The sequence below is a fragment of the Vibrio salilacus genome (genome assembly GCF_002811245.1).
Lineage (GTDB): Bacteria > Pseudomonadota > Gammaproteobacteria > Enterobacterales > Vibrionaceae > Vibrio > Vibrio salilacus.
Genome location: NZ_NIVQ01000040.1, coordinates 1 through 17,062 on the forward strand (window position 1 = coordinate 1; position 17,062 = coordinate 17,062).

At 45.9% G+C, this 17,062-nt stretch carries 13 protein-coding genes, 3 tRNA genes and 1 pseudogene; 14 read left to right on the forward strand and 3 right to left on the reverse strand.

Annotated features, from left to right (window positions below; genetic code table 11):
- The first annotated feature begins 102 nt into the window (after positions 1 to 102).
- From CDZ87_RS15935 to luxS, 10 genes are all read left to right on the forward strand, one after another.
- A tRNA-Arg gene (locus CDZ87_RS15935) sits at positions 103 to 179 on the forward strand.
- A gap of 65 nt (positions 180 to 244) precedes the next feature.
- A tRNA-Arg gene (locus CDZ87_RS15940) sits at positions 245 to 321 on the forward strand.
- Between the two features lie 443 nt (positions 322 to 764).
- A complete protein-coding gene (locus CDZ87_RS15945) occupies positions 765 to 1,022 on the forward strand; it encodes an oxaloacetate decarboxylase subunit gamma (protein WP_100754411.1) in 258 nt (85 codons plus the stop codon).
- Positions 1,023 to 1,053: 31 nt separating this feature from the next.
- A complete protein-coding gene (gene oadA, locus CDZ87_RS15950; protein ID WP_100754412.1) occupies positions 1,054 to 2,826 on the forward strand; it encodes a sodium-extruding oxaloacetate decarboxylase subunit alpha in 1,773 nt (590 codons plus the stop codon).
- A gap of 9 nt (positions 2,827 to 2,835) precedes the next feature.
- Entirely contained in the window at positions 2,836 to 3,966 is a 1,131-nt protein-coding gene (locus tag CDZ87_RS15955; RefSeq protein ID WP_100754413.1) for a sodium ion-translocating decarboxylase subunit beta, read from the forward strand.
- 122 nt (positions 3,967 to 4,088) lie between these two features.
- Positions 4,089 to 5,039 carry an NADP-dependent oxidoreductase gene (locus CDZ87_RS15960; RefSeq protein WP_100754414.1) on the forward strand — a complete coding sequence of 317 codons (951 nt, stop codon included), beginning with the start codon at positions 4,089 to 4,091 and terminating at the stop codon, positions 5,037 to 5,039.
- On the forward strand, positions 5,033 to 5,494 hold the full coding sequence (locus tag CDZ87_RS15965) for a YqaA family protein (RefSeq protein ID WP_038176130.1): 462 nt from the start codon (positions 5,033 to 5,035) through the stop codon (positions 5,492 to 5,494). Before CDZ87_RS15960 ends, CDZ87_RS15965 begins: the two co-directional genes overlap by 7 nt.
- Before the next feature lie 9 nt (positions 5,495 to 5,503).
- A complete protein-coding gene (locus tag CDZ87_RS15970; protein ID WP_100754415.1) occupies positions 5,504 to 8,362 on the forward strand; it encodes a M16 family metallopeptidase in 2,859 nt (952 codons plus the stop codon).
- A 108-nt stretch (positions 8,363 to 8,470) separates the two neighbouring features.
- Positions 8,471 to 10,039 carry a glutamate--cysteine ligase gene (gshA, locus tag CDZ87_RS15975; RefSeq protein ID WP_100754416.1) on the forward strand — a complete coding sequence of 523 codons (1,569 nt, stop codon included), beginning with the start codon at positions 8,471 to 8,473 and terminating at the stop codon, positions 10,037 to 10,039.
- 125 nt (positions 10,040 to 10,164) lie between these two features.
- Complete coding sequence (gene luxS / locus CDZ87_RS15980; protein WP_100754417.1) at positions 10,165 to 10,683, forward strand: S-ribosylhomocysteine lyase; 519 nt, start codon at positions 10,165 to 10,167, stop codon at positions 10,681 to 10,683.
- Positions 10,684 to 10,736: 53 nt separating this feature from the next.
- Here luxS and CDZ87_RS15985 read toward each other — a convergent pair whose 3' ends face one another.
- Positions 10,737 to 11,213 (reverse strand): RDD family protein, encoded by a 477-nt coding sequence (locus tag CDZ87_RS15985; protein WP_038176135.1) that lies wholly within the window; start codon positions 11,211 to 11,213, stop codon positions 10,737 to 10,739.
- 192 nt (positions 11,214 to 11,405) lie between these two features.
- Here CDZ87_RS15985 and CDZ87_RS15990 point away from each other — a divergent pair.
- Both CDZ87_RS15990 and CDZ87_RS15995 read left to right on the forward strand, forming a co-directional pair.
- Positions 11,406 to 11,490 (forward strand) — tRNA-Leu (locus CDZ87_RS15990).
- A 208-nt stretch (positions 11,491 to 11,698) separates the two neighbouring features.
- Positions 11,699 to 12,394 carry a VC0807 family protein gene (locus CDZ87_RS15995; RefSeq protein WP_100754418.1) on the forward strand — a complete coding sequence of 232 codons (696 nt, stop codon included), beginning with the start codon at positions 11,699 to 11,701 and terminating at the stop codon, positions 12,392 to 12,394.
- A 44-nt stretch (positions 12,395 to 12,438) separates the two neighbouring features.
- On the opposite strand, the gene ahpF is transcribed toward CDZ87_RS15995, so the two are convergent.
- Together ahpF and ahpC are read right to left on the reverse strand one after the other, a co-directional pair.
- The gene (gene ahpF / locus CDZ87_RS16000) at positions 12,439 to 14,007 is read right to left on the reverse strand and encodes an alkyl hydroperoxide reductase subunit F (protein ID WP_100754419.1); all 1,569 of its coding nucleotides are present in this window, start codon (positions 14,005 to 14,007) and stop codon (positions 12,439 to 12,441) included.
- 157 nt (positions 14,008 to 14,164) lie between these two features.
- The gene (gene ahpC / locus CDZ87_RS16005; RefSeq protein WP_100754420.1) at positions 14,165 to 14,722 is read right to left on the reverse strand and encodes an alkyl hydroperoxide reductase subunit C; all 558 of its coding nucleotides are present in this window, start codon (positions 14,720 to 14,722) and stop codon (positions 14,165 to 14,167) included.
- 230 nt (positions 14,723 to 14,952) lie between these two features.
- On the opposite strand from ahpC, the pseudogene CDZ87_RS16010 reads away from it, so the two are divergent.
- Both CDZ87_RS16010 and CDZ87_RS16015 read left to right on the forward strand, forming a co-directional pair.
- Positions 14,953 to 15,359: pseudogene (locus CDZ87_RS16010) on the forward strand (VOC family protein).
- Positions 15,360 to 15,609: 250 nt separating this feature from the next.
- Complete coding sequence (locus tag CDZ87_RS16015; protein ID WP_100754421.1) at positions 15,610 to 16,872, forward strand: cyclic di-GMP phosphodiesterase; 1,263 nt, start codon at positions 15,610 to 15,612, stop codon at positions 16,870 to 16,872.
- The last annotated feature ends 190 nt before the right edge of the window (positions 16,873 to 17,062 follow it).

Below are 17,062 nucleotides of genomic sequence, written 5' to 3' on the forward strand. Positions count from 1 at the left end.
CAGGCGGTCGGAGGTTCGAATCCTCCAGGACGCGCCACTCTTTAGGGTTTCTTTTGTATCAACAGAGATCCTGATATTGACTATCGTTGATATCGAAACTGCGCGTCCTTAGCTCAGCTGGATAGAGTACCTGGCTACGAACCAGGCGGTCGGAGGTTCGAATCCTCCAGGACGCGCCACTCTTTAGGGTTTCTTTTGTACCAACAGCGATCCTGATATTGACTATCGTTGATATCGAAACTGCGCGTCCTTAGCTCAGCTGGATAGAGTACCTGGCTACGAACCAGGCGGTCGGAGGTTCGAATCCTCCAGGACGCGCCACTTCTTAAAAAGCCCTGCTAGCAATAGCAGGGCTTTTTTAACTATTTCTTAACATTTTTGAAACCTATCGATTACAAGCTATTGTTTTTTAGCTCAATTTCTGAATTTTTTTAAGCCTATCGCAGTATCAGTGTGCTTTTTAGCTTAACGTCGGAAAACACACAGTTATTTGTGCTTGTTTGGCGAGATATTACAGGTTTATGTGATTTGTGTGACGAATAACTCTCTAGATTTGTGCATTATCCTCAATAGCACCTTAAACAAAATTGACAAAGTTTAACCAATCGAGATAATCCTAGACCTCTTGTCAGGATTTATTGTGAGTCCTGTACATCAGAAAGCCAGATTGAGTTTGGTTGACGTTAGCGTAGCGTTTCAATAAAACATGATGTTTTTAGCTATAGCCGATGCTGTTGTCAGGATGACAAAGAAAGGATGCAAAAATGGATACAATTGGAAGCCTGCTAGTAGATGCTGCCACCTTCATGATTACGGGGATGTCGGTGGTGTTTATTTTCCTCACTATTCTTGTTTACCTCGTTCGGTTGATGTCAAAACTGGTGCCTGAAGAAGCACCTGAGCCGATCGCGACACCTAATCAAAATAACAAAGTTCAATTACCATCTTCTGCTGTTAGCCCGCAAATCGTTGCGGCCATTTCCGCTGCGGTACACCAGTACCGTGCGTCTACCGCTAAATAGCATTTGATAGGATTAAAAGGAGTTAATGAGCATGTCTAAACCACTCGCTTTAACAGACGTGGTCCTTCGTGACGCCCATCAGTCGCTATTTGCGACTCGTATGCGTCTAGAGGATATGTTACCTATCGCAGAGGAACTGGATAAAATCGGTTACTGGTCTCTCGAAACTTGGGGCGGCGCGACGTTTGATGCCTGTATTCGATTCTTGGGTGAAGACCCATGGGAGCGTTTACGTGCCTTAAAAAAAGCAATGCCTAACACCCCAATGCAAATGTTGCTGCGTGGTCAGAATTTATTGGGCTACCGCCATTACGCCGACGATGTCGTCGAAAAGTTTGTTGAACGAGCTCATGCCAATGGTATGGATGTGTTCCGTATCTTTGATGCGATGAACGATGTACGCAATTTTGAACAAGCAGTCAAAGCCACGGTTGATGTCGGTGCGCATGCACAGGGTACTCTGTCATATACGACCAGTCCTGTACATAACACCGAGACTTGGGTGGATCTTGCCAAGCGTTTGGAAGATTTAGGCTGTCACTCACTGTGTATCAAAGATATGTCAGGACTGCTTAAGCCTTATGAAGCCGAGGAGCTAATTTCACGGATTAAGTCATCTTGTGATGTCCCACTTGCGCTTCATTGTCATGCCACTACGGGTCTATCGACGGCGACAGCGTTAAAAGCGGTAGAAGCGGGGATTGATATTCTCGATACTGCTATTTCTTCAATGAGCTGTACTTATGGCCATACGCCAACCGAAACCGTAGTAGCGATGCTGCAAGGTACCGAGCGTGATACCAACCTTAATCTCGATCAGATTGAACCGATAGCGGCTTATTTCCGTGAAGTACGCAAGAAATACGCTAAGTTCGAAGGTCAACTTAAAGGCGTCGATTCCCGTATCTTGATCGCTCAGGTTCCCGGTGGCATGTTGACCAATATGGAAGGGCAGCTCAAAGAGCAAGGCGCGGCTGACCGACTTGATCAAGTACTCGAAGAGATCCCTCGTGTACGTAAAGACCTCGGGTATATTCCTTTGGTGACTCCGACCTCACAGATCGTCGGGACTCAAGCTGTGATCAATGTGTTAACTGGTGAGCGCTATAAGAGCATCACCAAAGAGACCGCTGGTGTTCTTAAAGGTGAGTATGGCGTCGCACCAGCTGAACTGAACCCTGAACTACAAGCGAAAGTGCTCAATGGCGGTGAGGCAATTACTTGTCGTCCGGCTGACTTGCTTGATGCAGAAATGGATAAGTTGACAGACGAGCTGTTAGCGAAAGCCAAAGCAGAAGGTATCTCGTTAGCAGAAGATACAGTCGATGACGTGTTAACTTATGCTCTGTTCCCACAAGTGGGCCTCAAATTCCTGAAAAATCGTCACAACCCAGAGGCGTTTGAGCCAGCTCCAGGGCTTGAAGAGCCAGTTGCAGCAGTCCCTGTCACTCAAGGTGGAATCGAGACTTACAGCGTTAAAGTGGATGGTCAAGTGTACGATGTTGAGGTCGGCCCACAAGGTCAACTAACGTCTGTCGCGGCTTCCGCTTCAGAAACACCACAAACTGCCTCAGTTGCGCCAGCGGGTAATTCGGAAATGGTGCCAGCGCCGCTTGCAGGCAACATCTTTAAAGTCAATGTGCAAAGTGGTGTTCAAGTTGAAGAGGGTGATGTGTTATTGATCCTTGAAGCGATGAAGATGGAAACGGAAGTCCGCGCTGCTCGCGGAGGTATCGTGCAAGATCTTCACGTTAAAGAGGGTGATTCCGTCACTGTGGGTTCTCCTCTGCTCAGTTTAGCGTAAGGGAGTCTCATGGAAGGATTAATGATCTTATGGTCAAAGACAGGGATCGCTAACTTTGAGTTCGGCCAGATCTGTATGATCTTCGTTGGCTGTCTATTGCTGTTTTTGGCGATTCGAAAAGGCTTTGAACCACTACTACTGTTACCGATCGGCTTTGGTGCGATCTTAGCCAATATCCCTAATGCAGGCTTTACAGACGAAGGTGGCTTGCTTTACTACGTTTATTACGTAGGGATTGAGTCGGGTATTTTCCCTCTGCTTATCTTTATGGGCGTGGGGGCAATGACCGACTTTGGTGCTTTGATTGCGAATCCGAAAACCTTGTGGCTAGGCGCTGCTGCGCAGTTTGGTATCTTTGCGACTCTGTTTGGCGCGATCTTGCTGAATTATGTTCCAGGTATGGAATTTAGCATGGCAGATGCGGCTTCGATTGCGATCATTGGTGGTGCCGATGGCCCGACAGCGATATTCCTCGCTAGTCAGTTGTCACCGGATCTACTCGGTGCAATCGCTGTTGCTGCGTACAGCTACATGGCATTAGTGCCGATTATTCAGCCGCCGATCATGAAGGCATTGACGAGCCCTGAAGAGCGCAAGATCAAAATGGCGCAGCTGCGCCACGTTGGTAAGGCCGAGAAGATCCTTTTTCCTCTCGCCGTATTATTGATGACGATTTTGTTCCTGCCAGCAGCCACACCACTGGTCGGTATGTTCTGTCTTGGCAACCTGATGCGTGAAGCTGGTGTTGTTGAGCGTTTATCGAAAACAGCGCAAAATGAACTGATCAACATTGTCACTATCTTTTTAGGACTTGGTGTCGGCTCAAAACTGCAAGCGGAAGAGTTTCTTAATATCGAAACTTTAGGCATCTTGGCACTGGGTGCGGTCGCATTTAGTATCGGTACTGCTGGCGGTGTGTTGATGGCCAAGCTACTCAACAAGCTGTCAAAAGAAGACATCAATCCACTGATTGGTGCGGCAGGTGTCTCTGCGGTGCCAATGGCTGCCCGTGTGGTGAATAAAGTCGGTCTTGAAGCAAACCCACAAAACTTCTTGTTGATGCACGCAATGGGCCCGAATGTGGCCGGCGTACTTGGCTCGGCGGTTGCTGCGGGGGTTCTACTTGCCTTGGTTGGCTAGCTTAACGTAAATGTGAGCGGTTGATTAATTTATACTCAAGTGCTCAACACCGTGTAATAAATGGTATATATTCAAAGGGATGCTATCGCATCCCTTTTTTATATCGATAGGGAAATGAACACATGGAAAACAAACAAATCGCAATCTCTCAATTTGGTGATCCCGACGTCCTTGTTACTCAAGTGTCACCTATTCCTGAACCTTTGGTTGGCGAAGTGGTAGTGAAAGTTCACTTCTCGGGTGTAAATCCTATCGATGTCAAAACGCGTGCTGGCTTAGGGTGGGCTGCGTCAGAAAATAAAGATAACCTCCCTTGGGTGCCCGGTTATGATATCTCTGGTGAGATAATCTCGGTGGGGTCGCAAGCTGAGCGTTTTAATATTGGTGATAAGGTAGCGGGCTTTATTGGCTTTCCATTGCAAGGTGGCGGTTATAGCCAATACCTCTCGGTGTCTGAAAGTGCGCTCAGTTTGGTCCCTAGTGCGATCACACTCGAAGCGGCCGCTGCATTGCCACTCGCAGGGCAAACCGCACTGCAAGCGTTAGACAAAGCTGGCGTTAAAGAGGGGATGCGGGTACTTATCTTAGCTGGATCTGGCGGTGTCGGTCATATAGCGATTCAGGTTGCCATCGCGGCAAAAGCCGAAGTCTTTACCACGTGTAGCGAAGCGAACCTCGATTACATGGCGACCTTGGGCGCTCATGCGGTTAACTATAAGTTTTCGCCTGTTTCTGAACGTGTCGAAGAGGCGGATGTATTGATTGACCTTGTCGGTGGAGATGCGGCACTTGATGCCTTGAACTGTTTAAAGGATGGCGGCACAGTGGTTACCGTGCCTACGCTCAGTGCTGAGCTTATCTGTGAAAAAGCCAAACTGCTTGGCTTTAACGCGACAGGGATGCTGGTTGATCCTAATCCCGAACAGTTAGATGCGCTACTTTACATGGTTAGTGTTGGTTTGGTGAAAACCGAGATTCAACACATCTATCCACTCGATCAGGTCGCTGAGGCCCACAAGCAAATAGAAACGGGTCATACGCGGGGCAAGATCTTACTTGATATGCAATGCTAGCAGCGTTTAACAGCGCTTTTGAATCTTTCGCTCTGTGGTTTTCTGATTCGGCACTATGGGTTCTTTTTTTCAGTGGATTCCTTAGTGCCACTTTACTGCCCGGCGGCTCTGAAGCGGGGTTAATCGCAACACTTAGTCTCAATCAATATGCGACTTCGACGACCATTATCGTTGCTACTGTGGGCAATACCCTCGGAGGGCTAACCAATTATTGGCTCGGTTTATGGCTACCTAATCGAACTCAGAAAGAAAAACAGGGTCATAAAGCATTATTGTGGCTCAATAAATACGGTTATTGGACGCTTCTTTTGAGTTGGTTACCCGTTATTGGGGATCCACTGTGTTTGGCGGCTGGTTGGCTGCGAATGCGTTTTTGGCCATGTTTGTGGCTCATTCTTATCGGCAAGGCGCTTCGCTACAGTGTACTGTCTGCCGTTTATTTTGGTTTTTTCTAAGGGGATGTCATGAGAAAGTTTTGGCTTGGCGCTGTTTCTCTGGTTGCACTTTATGGTTGCTCTGCAAATACGTTAACCTCAGTGCCGTTTTTTTCTTCATTGCCGACAGGCGTTACTCTGATCGAAGAGGTAGAGCCGCAATCGGGCCAGGCAATGATTCCCTATACTAAATACCAACTGGATAACGGTCTAACGGTGATCCTTTCTCCGGATGACTCCGATCCTTTGGTGCATGTTGATGTGACTTATCATGTGGGGTCGGCTCGTGAAGAGGTTGGCAAATCAGGTTTTGCCCATTTCTTTGAACATATGATGTTCCAAGGCAGCGAAAATGTTGGCGATCAACAACATTTTAAGATCATTACTGAGGCCGGTGGAACATTAAATGGCACCACCAATCGAGATCGCACCAATTACTTTGCAACCGTGCCCGCTAACCAACTTGAGAAGATGCTGTGGCTCGAGTCTGACCGAATGGGCTTTTTACTCGATGCAGTATCGCAACGTAAGTTTGAAATACAACGTGATACGGTCAAAAACGAACGTGCGCAAAATTACGATAATCGCCCTTACGGTTTAATGTGGGAAAAAATGGCTGAAGCCATGTACCCTGAAGGTCACCCATACTCTTGGCAAACTATCGGCTACGTTGAGGATTTAGATCGCGTTGACGTCAATGACCTTAAAGCCTTTTTCTTACGTTGGTACGGACCGAACAACGCGGTACTGACGATTGGTGGTGATATTGATGTTAAGCAAACGCTTGAATGGGTTAACCAATATTTTGGTTCTATTCCAGCCGGTCCGGCGGTAGAACAAGCACCTAAACAGCCAGCGACTCTAAACCAAGACCGATATGTAACGCTTGAAGATCGAATTCAACAACCAATGCTACTGATGGGCTGGCCGACGGTATACAAGGGTGCACAGCAACAAGCGTCATTGAATGCGTTGGCTAACGTACTGGGCAGTGGCGCAAATAGCTTACTCTATCAAAAGTTGGTCAAAACTCAGAAAGCGGTCGATGCTGGTGCATTTCAAGATTGTGCCGAGCTAGCGTGTACTTTCTATGTGTACGCCATGGCGCCATCAGGTGAACAAGGCGCGCTGCAACCGCTCTATCAAGAACTACTGCAGACACTCAATGAATTTGAAGCGCAAGGCGTCGATAAGCCACGTCTTGAACAAATCAGTGGTATGGCAGAAGCTAATGCGGTTTTCGCCTTGCAAAGTGTGCGCGGAAAAGTCTCTCAGCTTGCCTCTAACGAGACCTTTTTTGCACAGCCCGACCGTATTCAATCGCAACTAGAACAAATTCGTGCGGTTACTCCAGACTCGGTTATGGCGGCTTATAAGCAGTTCCTCAACGGTCATCACAAAGTGACCTTGAGTGTGGTTCCTAAAGGGCGAACCGAACTCGCTGCAGCGCCAGCAGATTTTGTTACACCACAACGCACACTGCCTGAATATCAAAAGATTACTGATGATCAACTCTCTTACCCCAAAGCGATAGATGACTTTGACCGCTCGGTGATGCCAGAAGTTGCGCAAGCGGTTAAAGCGGCGATGCCAGATTTATATCGACTCTACTTCGATAATGGCGCTGAAGTGTTAGGTACGGTCAGCTCTGAAACGCCAACCGTACAGATCGAAATACGTCTTCCAGCGGGTGAGCGCTATGTGGCGAAAGGGAAAGAAGGGCTAGCGAACTTAACCGCAGCCATGATGGAGGAAGCAACGCTTGAGTCGAGTTTGGAGCAGATCCAAGCACGCTTAGATACGTTAGGCAGCAGTGTCTCGATAAGTGCAGGTAACTACACCACCACGTTATCGGTGTCTAGCCTTGAAAAGCACCTTGCTGAGACGCTTGATATTGTTGAAGAGATGTTGTTTAAGCCCGCTTTTCGTCAGCAAGATTTTGATCGTTTACAAAAGCAGATGCTAGAAGGGTTGGTTTATCAACATCAGCAACCAAGCTGGTTAGCGTCTCAAGCGACTAGGCAGGTGCTGTTTGCCAATACGATTTACCAGCGTTCTAATGATGGTACCGAGTCGTCGGTTTCACAGTTAACGCTACAAGATGTTAAGCAGTTTTATAATCGTCATTACACACCGCAAGGGGCACAAATTGTGGTGGTAGGCGACATTACCAAACGCCAACTTAAGCAGCAGTTGCATTTTATGCAACAGTGGCAAGGTAAGGTTGCGCCTTTGCTTCGTCCGCAATCTGTCCCCTTGTTACCAGCACAAAAGATTTACTTGATTGATAAGCCTAGCGCACCGCAAAGTGTAGTACGCATGGTTCGCCAAGGTTTGCCTTTTGATGCGACAGGGGAGATGTACTTGACTCAGTTGGCCAACTTTAATCTGGCAGGAAACTTTAATAGCCGTATCAATCAGAACTTGCGTGAAGACAAAGGTTATACCTATGGTGCGAGTGGTTATTTGGCCTCTAATCGTGAAGTGGGTGCGATTGTATTCTCTGCGCAAGTTCGTGCGGATGCGACCGTTCCCGCTGTGATTGAGATGCAAAAAGAGCTGTCACAATACAGTCAAAATGGGATGACAGAAGAAGAAATGAAATTTTTGCGTTTGGCGGTCGGTCAACAAGATGCGTTAAAGTATGAAACGCCTTCACAGAAAGCGGGGCTACTCGGTAGTATCCTTGCTTATAGTTTGGATGAAGATTACCTCAAGCAACGAAACGAAATTGTTGAGACGGTAGGCCAAGAGACACTAAATCAGTTAGCGAGTAAGTGGTTTAATCCTGATGACTACCAAATTATCGTTGTTGGTGATGCCAAAAGCTTAAAGCCTCAACTAGAAAGTTTACAGATTCCGATAGAAGAGCTTGAAATCATCCGTTAGAGTACACATAACGTAGTGCATAGCTTAAGGGTGATGTTAGTCACCCTTTATAAATTGTTTAGCCAGTTTGGTAGTGATACCAAACCTCTGATATAAGCGAACCTCATTTTGACTGATTTTGCTGCGCGACTAGAGCGAGTTGCACAAAACCCAGATGTATTTAAGAGTTTTGGACGAGGCGTAGAACGTGAAACTTTGCGCTACCACCAAGATGGTTACCTAGCAACAACATCTCATCCAAGTGAGTTAGGATCAGCTTATGCCAACCATTGGATAACGACCGATTTTTCAGAGTCGTTGCTCGAATTTATTACCCCAGTCTCGCATGAGATCTCAACCCTTACCGCACAGCTCGAAGACATCCATCACTTTACCCAAACTAAGTTGGGTGAGGAAAAAATGTGGCCGCTATCGATGCCGTGTTATGTGGGGAGTGAAGATGATATTAATCTCGCGCAATACGGCAGTTCTAACTCGGGTAAAATGAAAACGCTTTACCGTGAAGGCTTGAAACGCCGCTACGGTAGCTTGATGCAAATCATCTCTGGTGTGCATTTCAACTTTTCGTTTCCAGAGTCGTTCTGGCAACAACTGTTTGGTGAGCAAAACGAACATCAACGTCAAGAGAGTAAGTCCCAAGCCTATTTTGGTTTGATTCGAAATTACTATCGCTTTGGTTGGCTGATCCCATACTTCTTTGGTGCTTCACCGGCACTGTGTTCCTCGTTTATTCAAGGGCGTGAGACAAAGCTACCATTTGAATCGATTGGCGGTACCTTATATTTGCCATACGCGACATCATTGCGTATGAGTGATTTGGGTTACACCAACAGTGCGCAAAGTTCGCTTAAAATTGGTTTCAACAGCTTGGCTGAATATCTAGATGGTCTCAATGCTGCCATCCGTACGCCTTCACAAGAGTTTGCTAAAATAGGCGTTAAAGTGGATGGCGAATATCGCCAGCTCAACAGTAACGTTTTACAGATTGAAAATGAGCTTTATGCGCCAATTCGACCAAAGCGTGTGGCTAAATCAGGTGAGAAACCCTCAGAAGCCTTAGCGCGCGGTGGGGTAGAATATATCGAAGTGCGTGCTTTGGATGTGAATCCGTACAGCCCGGTCGGAATTACCGAAGAGCAAGTTCGATTCTTAGATCTTTTCTTAGCTTGGGCTACGTTGAGCGATTCAGATCCGATGGATTACTGCGAGCAATCCTGTTGGCGTGAAAATTGGAACAAGGTCATTGTAGAAGGGCGTAAGCCGGGGCTAGAGCTGCAAATCGGCTGTAAGGGTGAAGTGTTGACGCTACAGGCGTGGGCAAAACGTGTTTTTGTGGAAATCGCACAAATTGCTGAGCGTATGGATAAAGCGCAAGGTGGCTATGCTTATCAAGCAGTGTGCGAAAAACTACTGACCTGGATTGATAACCCACAATTGACTATTTCAGCCCAGTTACTCGAAGACACCAAACGCTTAGGTGGATTAGGCAAAGTCGGTTGCACGTTCGGTAATCAGTATCGTCTGCAACATCTTGACCATCAATATCGTATTTACAGTGCTGAGGTGATGGAGCAAGAGGTTGAACGTTCACGTGTGGCTCAGGCAGAAGCGGAAGCGGCCGATACACTCAGCTTTGATGACTTCCTCGATAACTATTTCACCTACTTAAAAGCATAGCAGCACTTACCCAGCAAATAGAGCGTTAACAAGGAATAGCGGTTTACCACATACTTGGTGTAAACCGCACAATAATAGCAAGTAAATGAGACAGCCCACATGGGTTGGAACAATGGAGAGGGACAATGCCGTTATTAGATAGTTTTACCGTTGATCATACGAGAATGAATGCACCTGCAGTTCGTGTTGCCAAAACCATGACAACGCCAAAGGGAGATACCATTACGGTGTTTGATCTTCGCTTTACTGCGCCAAATAAAGATATTTTATCTGAAAGAGGGATTCATACACTTGAGCACCTCTATGCTGGCTTTATGCGTAATCACCTAAACAGTAATGATGTTGAAATCATTGATATCTCACCGATGGGCTGTCGTACTGGATTTTATATGAGCCTAATCGGTACACCTAAAGAGCAACAAGTGGCAGACGCTTGGTTAGCGGCGATGAAAGATGTACTTAAAGTGGAAAGCCAAAATAAAATCCCAGAACTCAACGAGTATCAATGTGGTACGGCAGAGATGCACTCGCTTGATGAAGCTAAGCAAATTGCTGAGGCGATTTTAGCGGCAGGTATTTCAGTCAACAAAAACGATGAGCTGGCACTTCCAGAAGCGATGTTAAAAGAGCTTAAAATCGACTAGTTACATCGGTAAATAAGCAAGGAAGGGATGATTACCCTTCCTTTTTTTGCCTGTTAATTTGCTTGGGGTAATACCACGACTTCGGTTTTCGCCCAAATATCGTGGAAGCCACGCTTTTTCGGGTCTAGTGGTACGGTTAAGTTGGCCAAGCCAAATCCCGAAGTACCAATACGAATCAGTGCCTGAGTGACTGAAATAGCACTGCCGTTAGGGTTACGCAGTTGTAATTTCCACGCTCGCATTCCTAACGTTTGACCTGCGCGAGTCCAGAAAAAAACGAAGAAGTAGATCCAGACAAAAGCAAGATAAGCGGTATAAATCGGGCTCCAAATAGGATGGCTAGTGAGAAAGTCACTCACATCTGCGTAGCTACCGACACTAAATATCCCCATCGCCATTAAAGCGTGCAGTATGGCAACCACCACTCCTGCCGCCATCATCTCGACGGCAATAATAATTAATCCATCATAAAAAAGAGCACCTAAGCGGCGTAATAGGCCTGCTGGTGGTAAAGAGTCAATCGTTGACATAAAAGTTGCTTACCCAAAGTAAAATAAGGCGAAAGAATATAGTCTCTCCTTCAATCTGAAAAGAGACCTTGCGCACAGCTTATCGATTTGTGGCGATTTTATCAGCAAACGACAATTAATTCAGTCTTTTGCACTTGCACGAATGCCTCGCATACGTATAATGCCAATCATCAAAGGGCAAAGCCCCAAGATGCCGGTGTGGTGAAATTGGTATACACGACGGATTCAAAATCCGTTGCCTTCGGGCGTGGCGGTTCAAGTCCGCCCACCGGTACCATACAAAGAAAGGTCGCTTTTATAGCGGCCTTTCGTCGTTTTAAGCGAACAACAATTTTGCTAATCTCAATAAGCGTAATATGGCGCATATTTCTGTGCGCTGTCACAAGTCGTTACACAGGGTGAGAGCTAAGCGCTTTACATCTGCTTTGAAGCAGGGAACAATTCCGCTTCGAGCTGCATGATGTAGCGGTAAGTGATGGAAGATTATGAGTAGTACTGAAGCAAGAAAACCCAATCCACTGTTTGAGATTGTGATTAACGTTCTTTTACCCTCTCTGATTCTGATGAAGCTCAGTGGTGACGAGTACTTGGGCACGGCAGCGGCATTGATCGTCGCTTTGGCCTTTCCCGCTGTTTATGGCGCGATGGAGTTGATTCGCCATAAAAAATTCAATTTCATTGCAGCGCTCGGTTTTGTCAGTGTGCTTCTGACCGGAGGTATAGGGTTACTTGAGCTCGATACTAAATGGCTCGCATTAAAAGAGGCGTTGATCCCCGGTTTGATTGGTATGGTGGTGTTTGGGTCTAGTTTTACTCGTTATCCAGTAGTGAAGAAGCTAATTTTTAACGATACTTTACTTAACCTTGAAGTGATCAAACAAAAATTAGAGCACACTGGTAACCAAGCAACATTTGAACGTTGTTTGTCGACTTCAAACTATCTGTTTGCCAGTACCTTTATGTTCTCTTCGGCGATGAACTACTTTCTTGCCACCTGGATTGTGACCAGCCCAGCAGGCACTGCTGAATTTAATGAGCAACTTGGTAAAATGACTCTTTACAGTTACCCGATGATTGCCATTCCGAGTATGTTGATGATGATCGGCATTTTCTATTATGTTTGGCGTCAGGTGCGCAAAATGACTGGGCTAGAGACAGAACAAATATTCCATATGAAATAATAAAGAATCACCCGCTTTTGAGCGGGTGATTTCGTCTCCAATGGCTAGTCTTGTTTGCGAATAAGATAGTCAAATGCGCCTAAGCTCGCTTTTGCTCCTTCACCCATGGCTATGATGATCTGTTTGTAAGGAACGGTCGTTGCGTCACCCGCTGCGAAGACACCTTCTAGGCTGGTTTCACCACGGCTACCGACTTCAATTTCGCCGCGCTCAGAAAGCGCTACTTCGGAATCTTTCAGCCATTCTGTGTTTGGCACTAGACCGATTTGAACAAAGATACCTGATAGTTCAATCTGTTTTATTTCATCTGTGTTGCGGTCTTTGTACCTCAAGCTTGTTACGCGAGTACCGTCACCCACTACTTCTGTGGTTTGCGCCATCGTGATAATGTCGATGTTTGGTAGTGAGTTCGCTTTGTCGATAAGCACTTGGTCTGCGCGAAGTACGTCTGCAAATTCAAGAACGGTTACATGCTCAACAATACCTGCAAGGTCTATAGCCGCTTCGATGCCTGAGTTGCCGCCACCGATAACCGCGGTTTTCTTGCCTTTGAACAGGGGACCATCACAGTGTGGGCAGTACGCGACACCTTTGTTGCGGTATTCTTGCTCACCCGGAACGTTCATTTCACGCCAGCGTGCCCCAGGGCTTAGGATGACACTCTTACTCTTTAGCGTTGCACCGCTTTCAAGCTGGATATGAATCAAACCGTCTTCTGTGTGTGCTGCGCCCATTAGCTTCTCAGCTTGTTGCTCAGTCACGACGTCTACGTGGTATTCTTTTAGATGCTCGGCTAGGTCAGTTGCCAGTTTGGGACCTTCAGTACGTTTTACCGAAATGAAGTTCTCGATTGCCATGGTATCCATAACCTGGCCACCAAAGCGCTTAGCGACAATGCCAGTGCGAATACCTTTACGCGCGGCGTATAGTGCTGCTGCACTACCCCCAGGGCCACCGCCGACAACGAGCACATCGTATGGGTCTTTTTCACTCAGTGCTTTCGCTGCTTTCTCACTCGCGCCGTCATCCACTTTGTTTAGGATTTCAGTCAAAGACATCCGGCCCTGACCGAATAGCTCACCGTTCACGAATACGCTTGGTACTGCCATGATGTCGCGCTTCTTCACTTCATCTTGGAACAGCGCACCGTCGATCATGGTTGCTTTCACTTGCGGGTTGAGCGCCGCCATCATATTGAACGCTTGCACGACGTCTGGACAGTTTTGGCACGACAGTGAAATGAACACTTCAACTTCCAATTCTTTATCTAGCGCTGCGATTTGTTCAATCACTTCCGGCTCTAGTTTGATTGGGTGACCACCAGAGTGCAGTAGTGCCAATACTAGAGAGGTAAATTCGTGACCCATCGGTAGGCCAGCAAAGCGAAGTGCTGTGCCTTTTTCAGGGTTGGTCACCGTCATCACAGGTTTACGTGCGCTTGCGTTATCGTCACGTTCAACGGTGATAAAGTCACTCATCTGTGCGATTTGGTTCGCCAGAGACAGAATGTCATTCGATGCTTTGCTTTCATCTAGACTAACCACTAGACGAACGTCTTGTTTTACATTAGCCAGATATTGTTTGAGTTGTTGTTGGATCGCTTGGTCTAACATAGTTGTTGTTACCTTAAATAAACAAAAGAGTGGTTACTCTGGATAAAATCAGTAGGGAGAGAGCAAACCAGGCAGAAGGTCGTCAAGGTATCTAACCTGGAATGCTCTCTAAGTTAAGCGTCAATTAGCATGTAAAATTGAGCTTAAATTCAGTGGCTTAGATTTTGCCTACTAGGTCTAGAGAAGGAGCTAGTGTCTCTTCGCCTTCTTTCCATTTTGCTGGGCAAACTTCGCCTGGATGCGCTGCTACGTACTGAGCGGCTTTCACTTTGCGTAGTAGGTCTTCTGCGTCACGACCGATACCTTCAGCAGTAATTTCCATTGCTTGGATAGTACCTTCTGGATCGATTAGGAAGGTTGCACGGTCTGCAAGACCTTGACCTTCACGCATCACACCGAAGTTGTTTGTGATGTTGCCTGTTTGGTCGCCAAGCATGTAGTACTGAATCTTACCGATGGTATCTGAACTGTCGTGCCAAGCTTTGTGAGTGAAGTGTGTGTCTGTTGATACTGAGTACACTTCAACGCCGCGTTTTTGTAGCTCTTCGTAGTGGTCTGCTAGGTCACCCAGTTCTGTCGGACATACGAATGTGAAGTCTGCTGGGTAGAAGAAGAATACCGCCCATTTGCCTATAACGTCTTGTTCTGTTACTTCAACGAATTCGCCGTTTTTGTATGCTGTGGCTGCAAATGGTTTGATCTTTGTATTAATCATTTTTACTTTCCTTTTAAATTATTGGATGAGCAATGTTCGTTGCTTTCGGAAAGTATATTCACATGTACGTTTGCTTAAATAAAATTGCTTGTGTCAATCCTATTGATAGGTAAACCCTATTGAACTGTATTATTAACGTCAATGACCTCACTTTCAGACTCTTTTTTTGATTTTCCGCAGGTTACGAAGTTGTCGTCTATCTTTATAAAAATAACTAATGGACGATATCTATGTATCACGTAACACCGTATCTGTTTTTTTCTGGCCGCTGTGAAGAGGCACTTAGCTTTTATCAACAATGTTTTGGGGGGTTGTGCTATCGAAACAATATTTTAAAGATGCGCCTCAACGAATTGAGGGGGCAGACCCAAACTGGATTATGCACGCGGAGTTTGAAGCATTTGGCATGAAGTTGATGTTATCGGATGGGGTTGTTGCTCGTGAGTTAAGCGGTAACAATATCTCGTTGGCGCTCGTGTTGGACAATCTGGATGAACAAGCGCGTTTGTACGATAAGCTTTCTACGAGCGGGCATATCATGATGCCGCTAGCCGATGCTTTTTGGGGCGGGCGCTTTGGCAAGGTTGAAGATCAGTTTGGTGTTCGTTGGATGCTACACTGTGAACTCGTCAAGTAATATAATCCATCCCCTTCTTACTTGAAGCTGCAGCGATGTGGGCTACGTTCGTTCTCCTCAATCACATAGTCTATCTATGCTCATGGGGATTCATTCACTTGCCGCCTACCAGCAACTTTAATGAGTTTGGGTATAGTAAAGCTATTGCGACAGTTTATCGAGTTCTCAATAGTAAATATCAATGGTGAATTTAAACTCACCTTCATCTAGAATTATCCATCAGTTTATTTATCAAAGTTGTATTAAGTTCGTGGCGAGTATCAAAATAACAGTAGATAGGTTGCAACCAGGCTTGCATATTCGACTTCCAGTAAAATGGAACGATCATCCCTTTCTGTTTAATAGCTTTAAGATTAAAGACCAAGAGCAGATCCTAATGATTCGTCACTTAGGCATCAAGCATGTGTTTATTAATCCAGCCCAAAGTGATACGCAACCGTTACCACCTAACGAAGATGCGGCACGCAATGCCGACGAGGAAGGTAAAGAAGAACAGATTGATTTGGAAGCGCAAAAGCTTTGGCAAGAAAAGCAAGACCGAATAGAAAAGCTCAATGCCTATCGACGCCGAGTGATCAGTTGTGAGAAAGAGTTTGAACGTTCCTTATCAAGAATGCGTGCAGTGATGAACAAAATTCGCAGTCGTCCAGAGCAAGCGGTTGATGAAGCAACGTTATTGGTCCATGACATTGTTGACAAGTTAATGAGTGATGATAACGTCACGCTGCACTTAATGAATGGCAAAAGTGAATTTGAAGATATTTATTTTCACTCATTGAATGTTTCTGTCGTTGCGATGATGGTTGCGAAAGCGAAAAAGCTCAATGCCAATAAGATAAAAGAAGTCGCGTTTGCAGCGTTGTTTCATGATATGGGGAAGATGAAGATCCCTACAGCGATCTTGCGTAAACAAACCCGTCTAACGGATCCGGAAACTAACTACCTTAAGCTGCATACCAAATACGGGTTAGATATTGTGGCTAATATGGATGACTTTCCTGAAAGTGCACGTACTGTGATTGCTCAGCATCATGAGATGAATGACGGGTCTGGTTACCCAGAAGGCTTAAAAGAAGACCAGATTGATGAATTGACTCAAATTATTTCGGTTGCTAACGCCTACGATAATTTATGTCACAGTAATATACCGTCCGAACAGAAAATACCTTATGCCGCACTCTCTCACCTATACAAGAACTGCAAACATCTCTATAACCATGAAAATCTCGGCCTATTGATCAAGTTTATGGGCATCTACCCACCAGGTACGGTGGTTCAGTTGTCGAATGATATGGTGGGGTTGGTCATTTCAGTTAATGCGAAAAACATTCTTTTCCCAAATGTGCTTATTTACGATCCCTCGGTTCCGAGAACACAGGCGCCTATCATTGACTTAGCAGAAAAAGAGATAAAGATAGTGAACGCTATCTTTCCTAATAAGCTGCCTGATAAAGTGCGTGAATATCTTAACCCTCGCTCTAGGGTTTCATACTTCTTTGATTCAAATGAGTAGTTGCCCACAGTGAGTTGTGGATAAGGTCTGGGTAAATTGAGGGTAAGATGGGTGCAAAATGGCGTCTGATTGATTACTGTGCGACTGGGTGTTTTTTACAGAAAAACTGCATTATTTTTCTTGCCTTCCGAATCGAACTCCCTATAATGCGCATCCACTGACACGGCAGACGCCACAAGGCTTCCGGCAA

Bases quoted from the DNA above. Each gene is read 5' to 3' on its own strand.
- CDZ87_RS15945 (WP_100754411.1), top strand. From the start codon at position 765: ATGGATACAATTGGAAGCCTGCTAGTAGATGCTGCCACCTTCATGATT.
- oadA (WP_100754412.1), top strand. From the start codon at position 1,054: ATGTCTAAACCACTCGCTTTAACAGACGTGGTCCTTCGTGACGCCCAT.
- CDZ87_RS15955 (WP_100754413.1), top strand. From the start codon at position 2,836: ATGGAAGGATTAATGATCTTATGGTCAAAGACAGGGATCGCTAACTTT.
- CDZ87_RS15960 (WP_100754414.1), top strand. From the start codon at position 4,089: ATGGAAAACAAACAAATCGCAATCTCTCAATTTGGTGATCCCGACGTC.
- CDZ87_RS15965 (WP_038176130.1), top strand. From the start codon at position 5,033: ATGCTAGCAGCGTTTAACAGCGCTTTTGAATCTTTCGCTCTGTGGTTT.
- CDZ87_RS15970 (WP_100754415.1), top strand. From the start codon at position 5,504: ATGAGAAAGTTTTGGCTTGGCGCTGTTTCTCTGGTTGCACTTTATGGT.
- luxS (WP_100754417.1), top strand. From the start codon at position 10,165: ATGCCGTTATTAGATAGTTTTACCGTTGATCATACGAGAATGAATGCA.
- CDZ87_RS15985 (WP_038176135.1), bottom strand. From the start codon at position 11,213: ATGTCAACGATTGACTCTTTACCACCAGCAGGCCTATTACGCCGCTTA.
- CDZ87_RS15995 (WP_100754418.1), top strand. From the start codon at position 11,699: ATGAGTAGTACTGAAGCAAGAAAACCCAATCCACTGTTTGAGATTGTG.
- ahpF (WP_100754419.1), bottom strand. From the start codon at position 14,007: ATGTTAGACCAAGCGATCCAACAACAACTCAAACAATATCTGGCTAAT.
- ahpC (WP_100754420.1), bottom strand. From the start codon at position 14,722: ATGATTAATACAAAGATCAAACCATTTGCAGCCACAGCATACAAAAAC.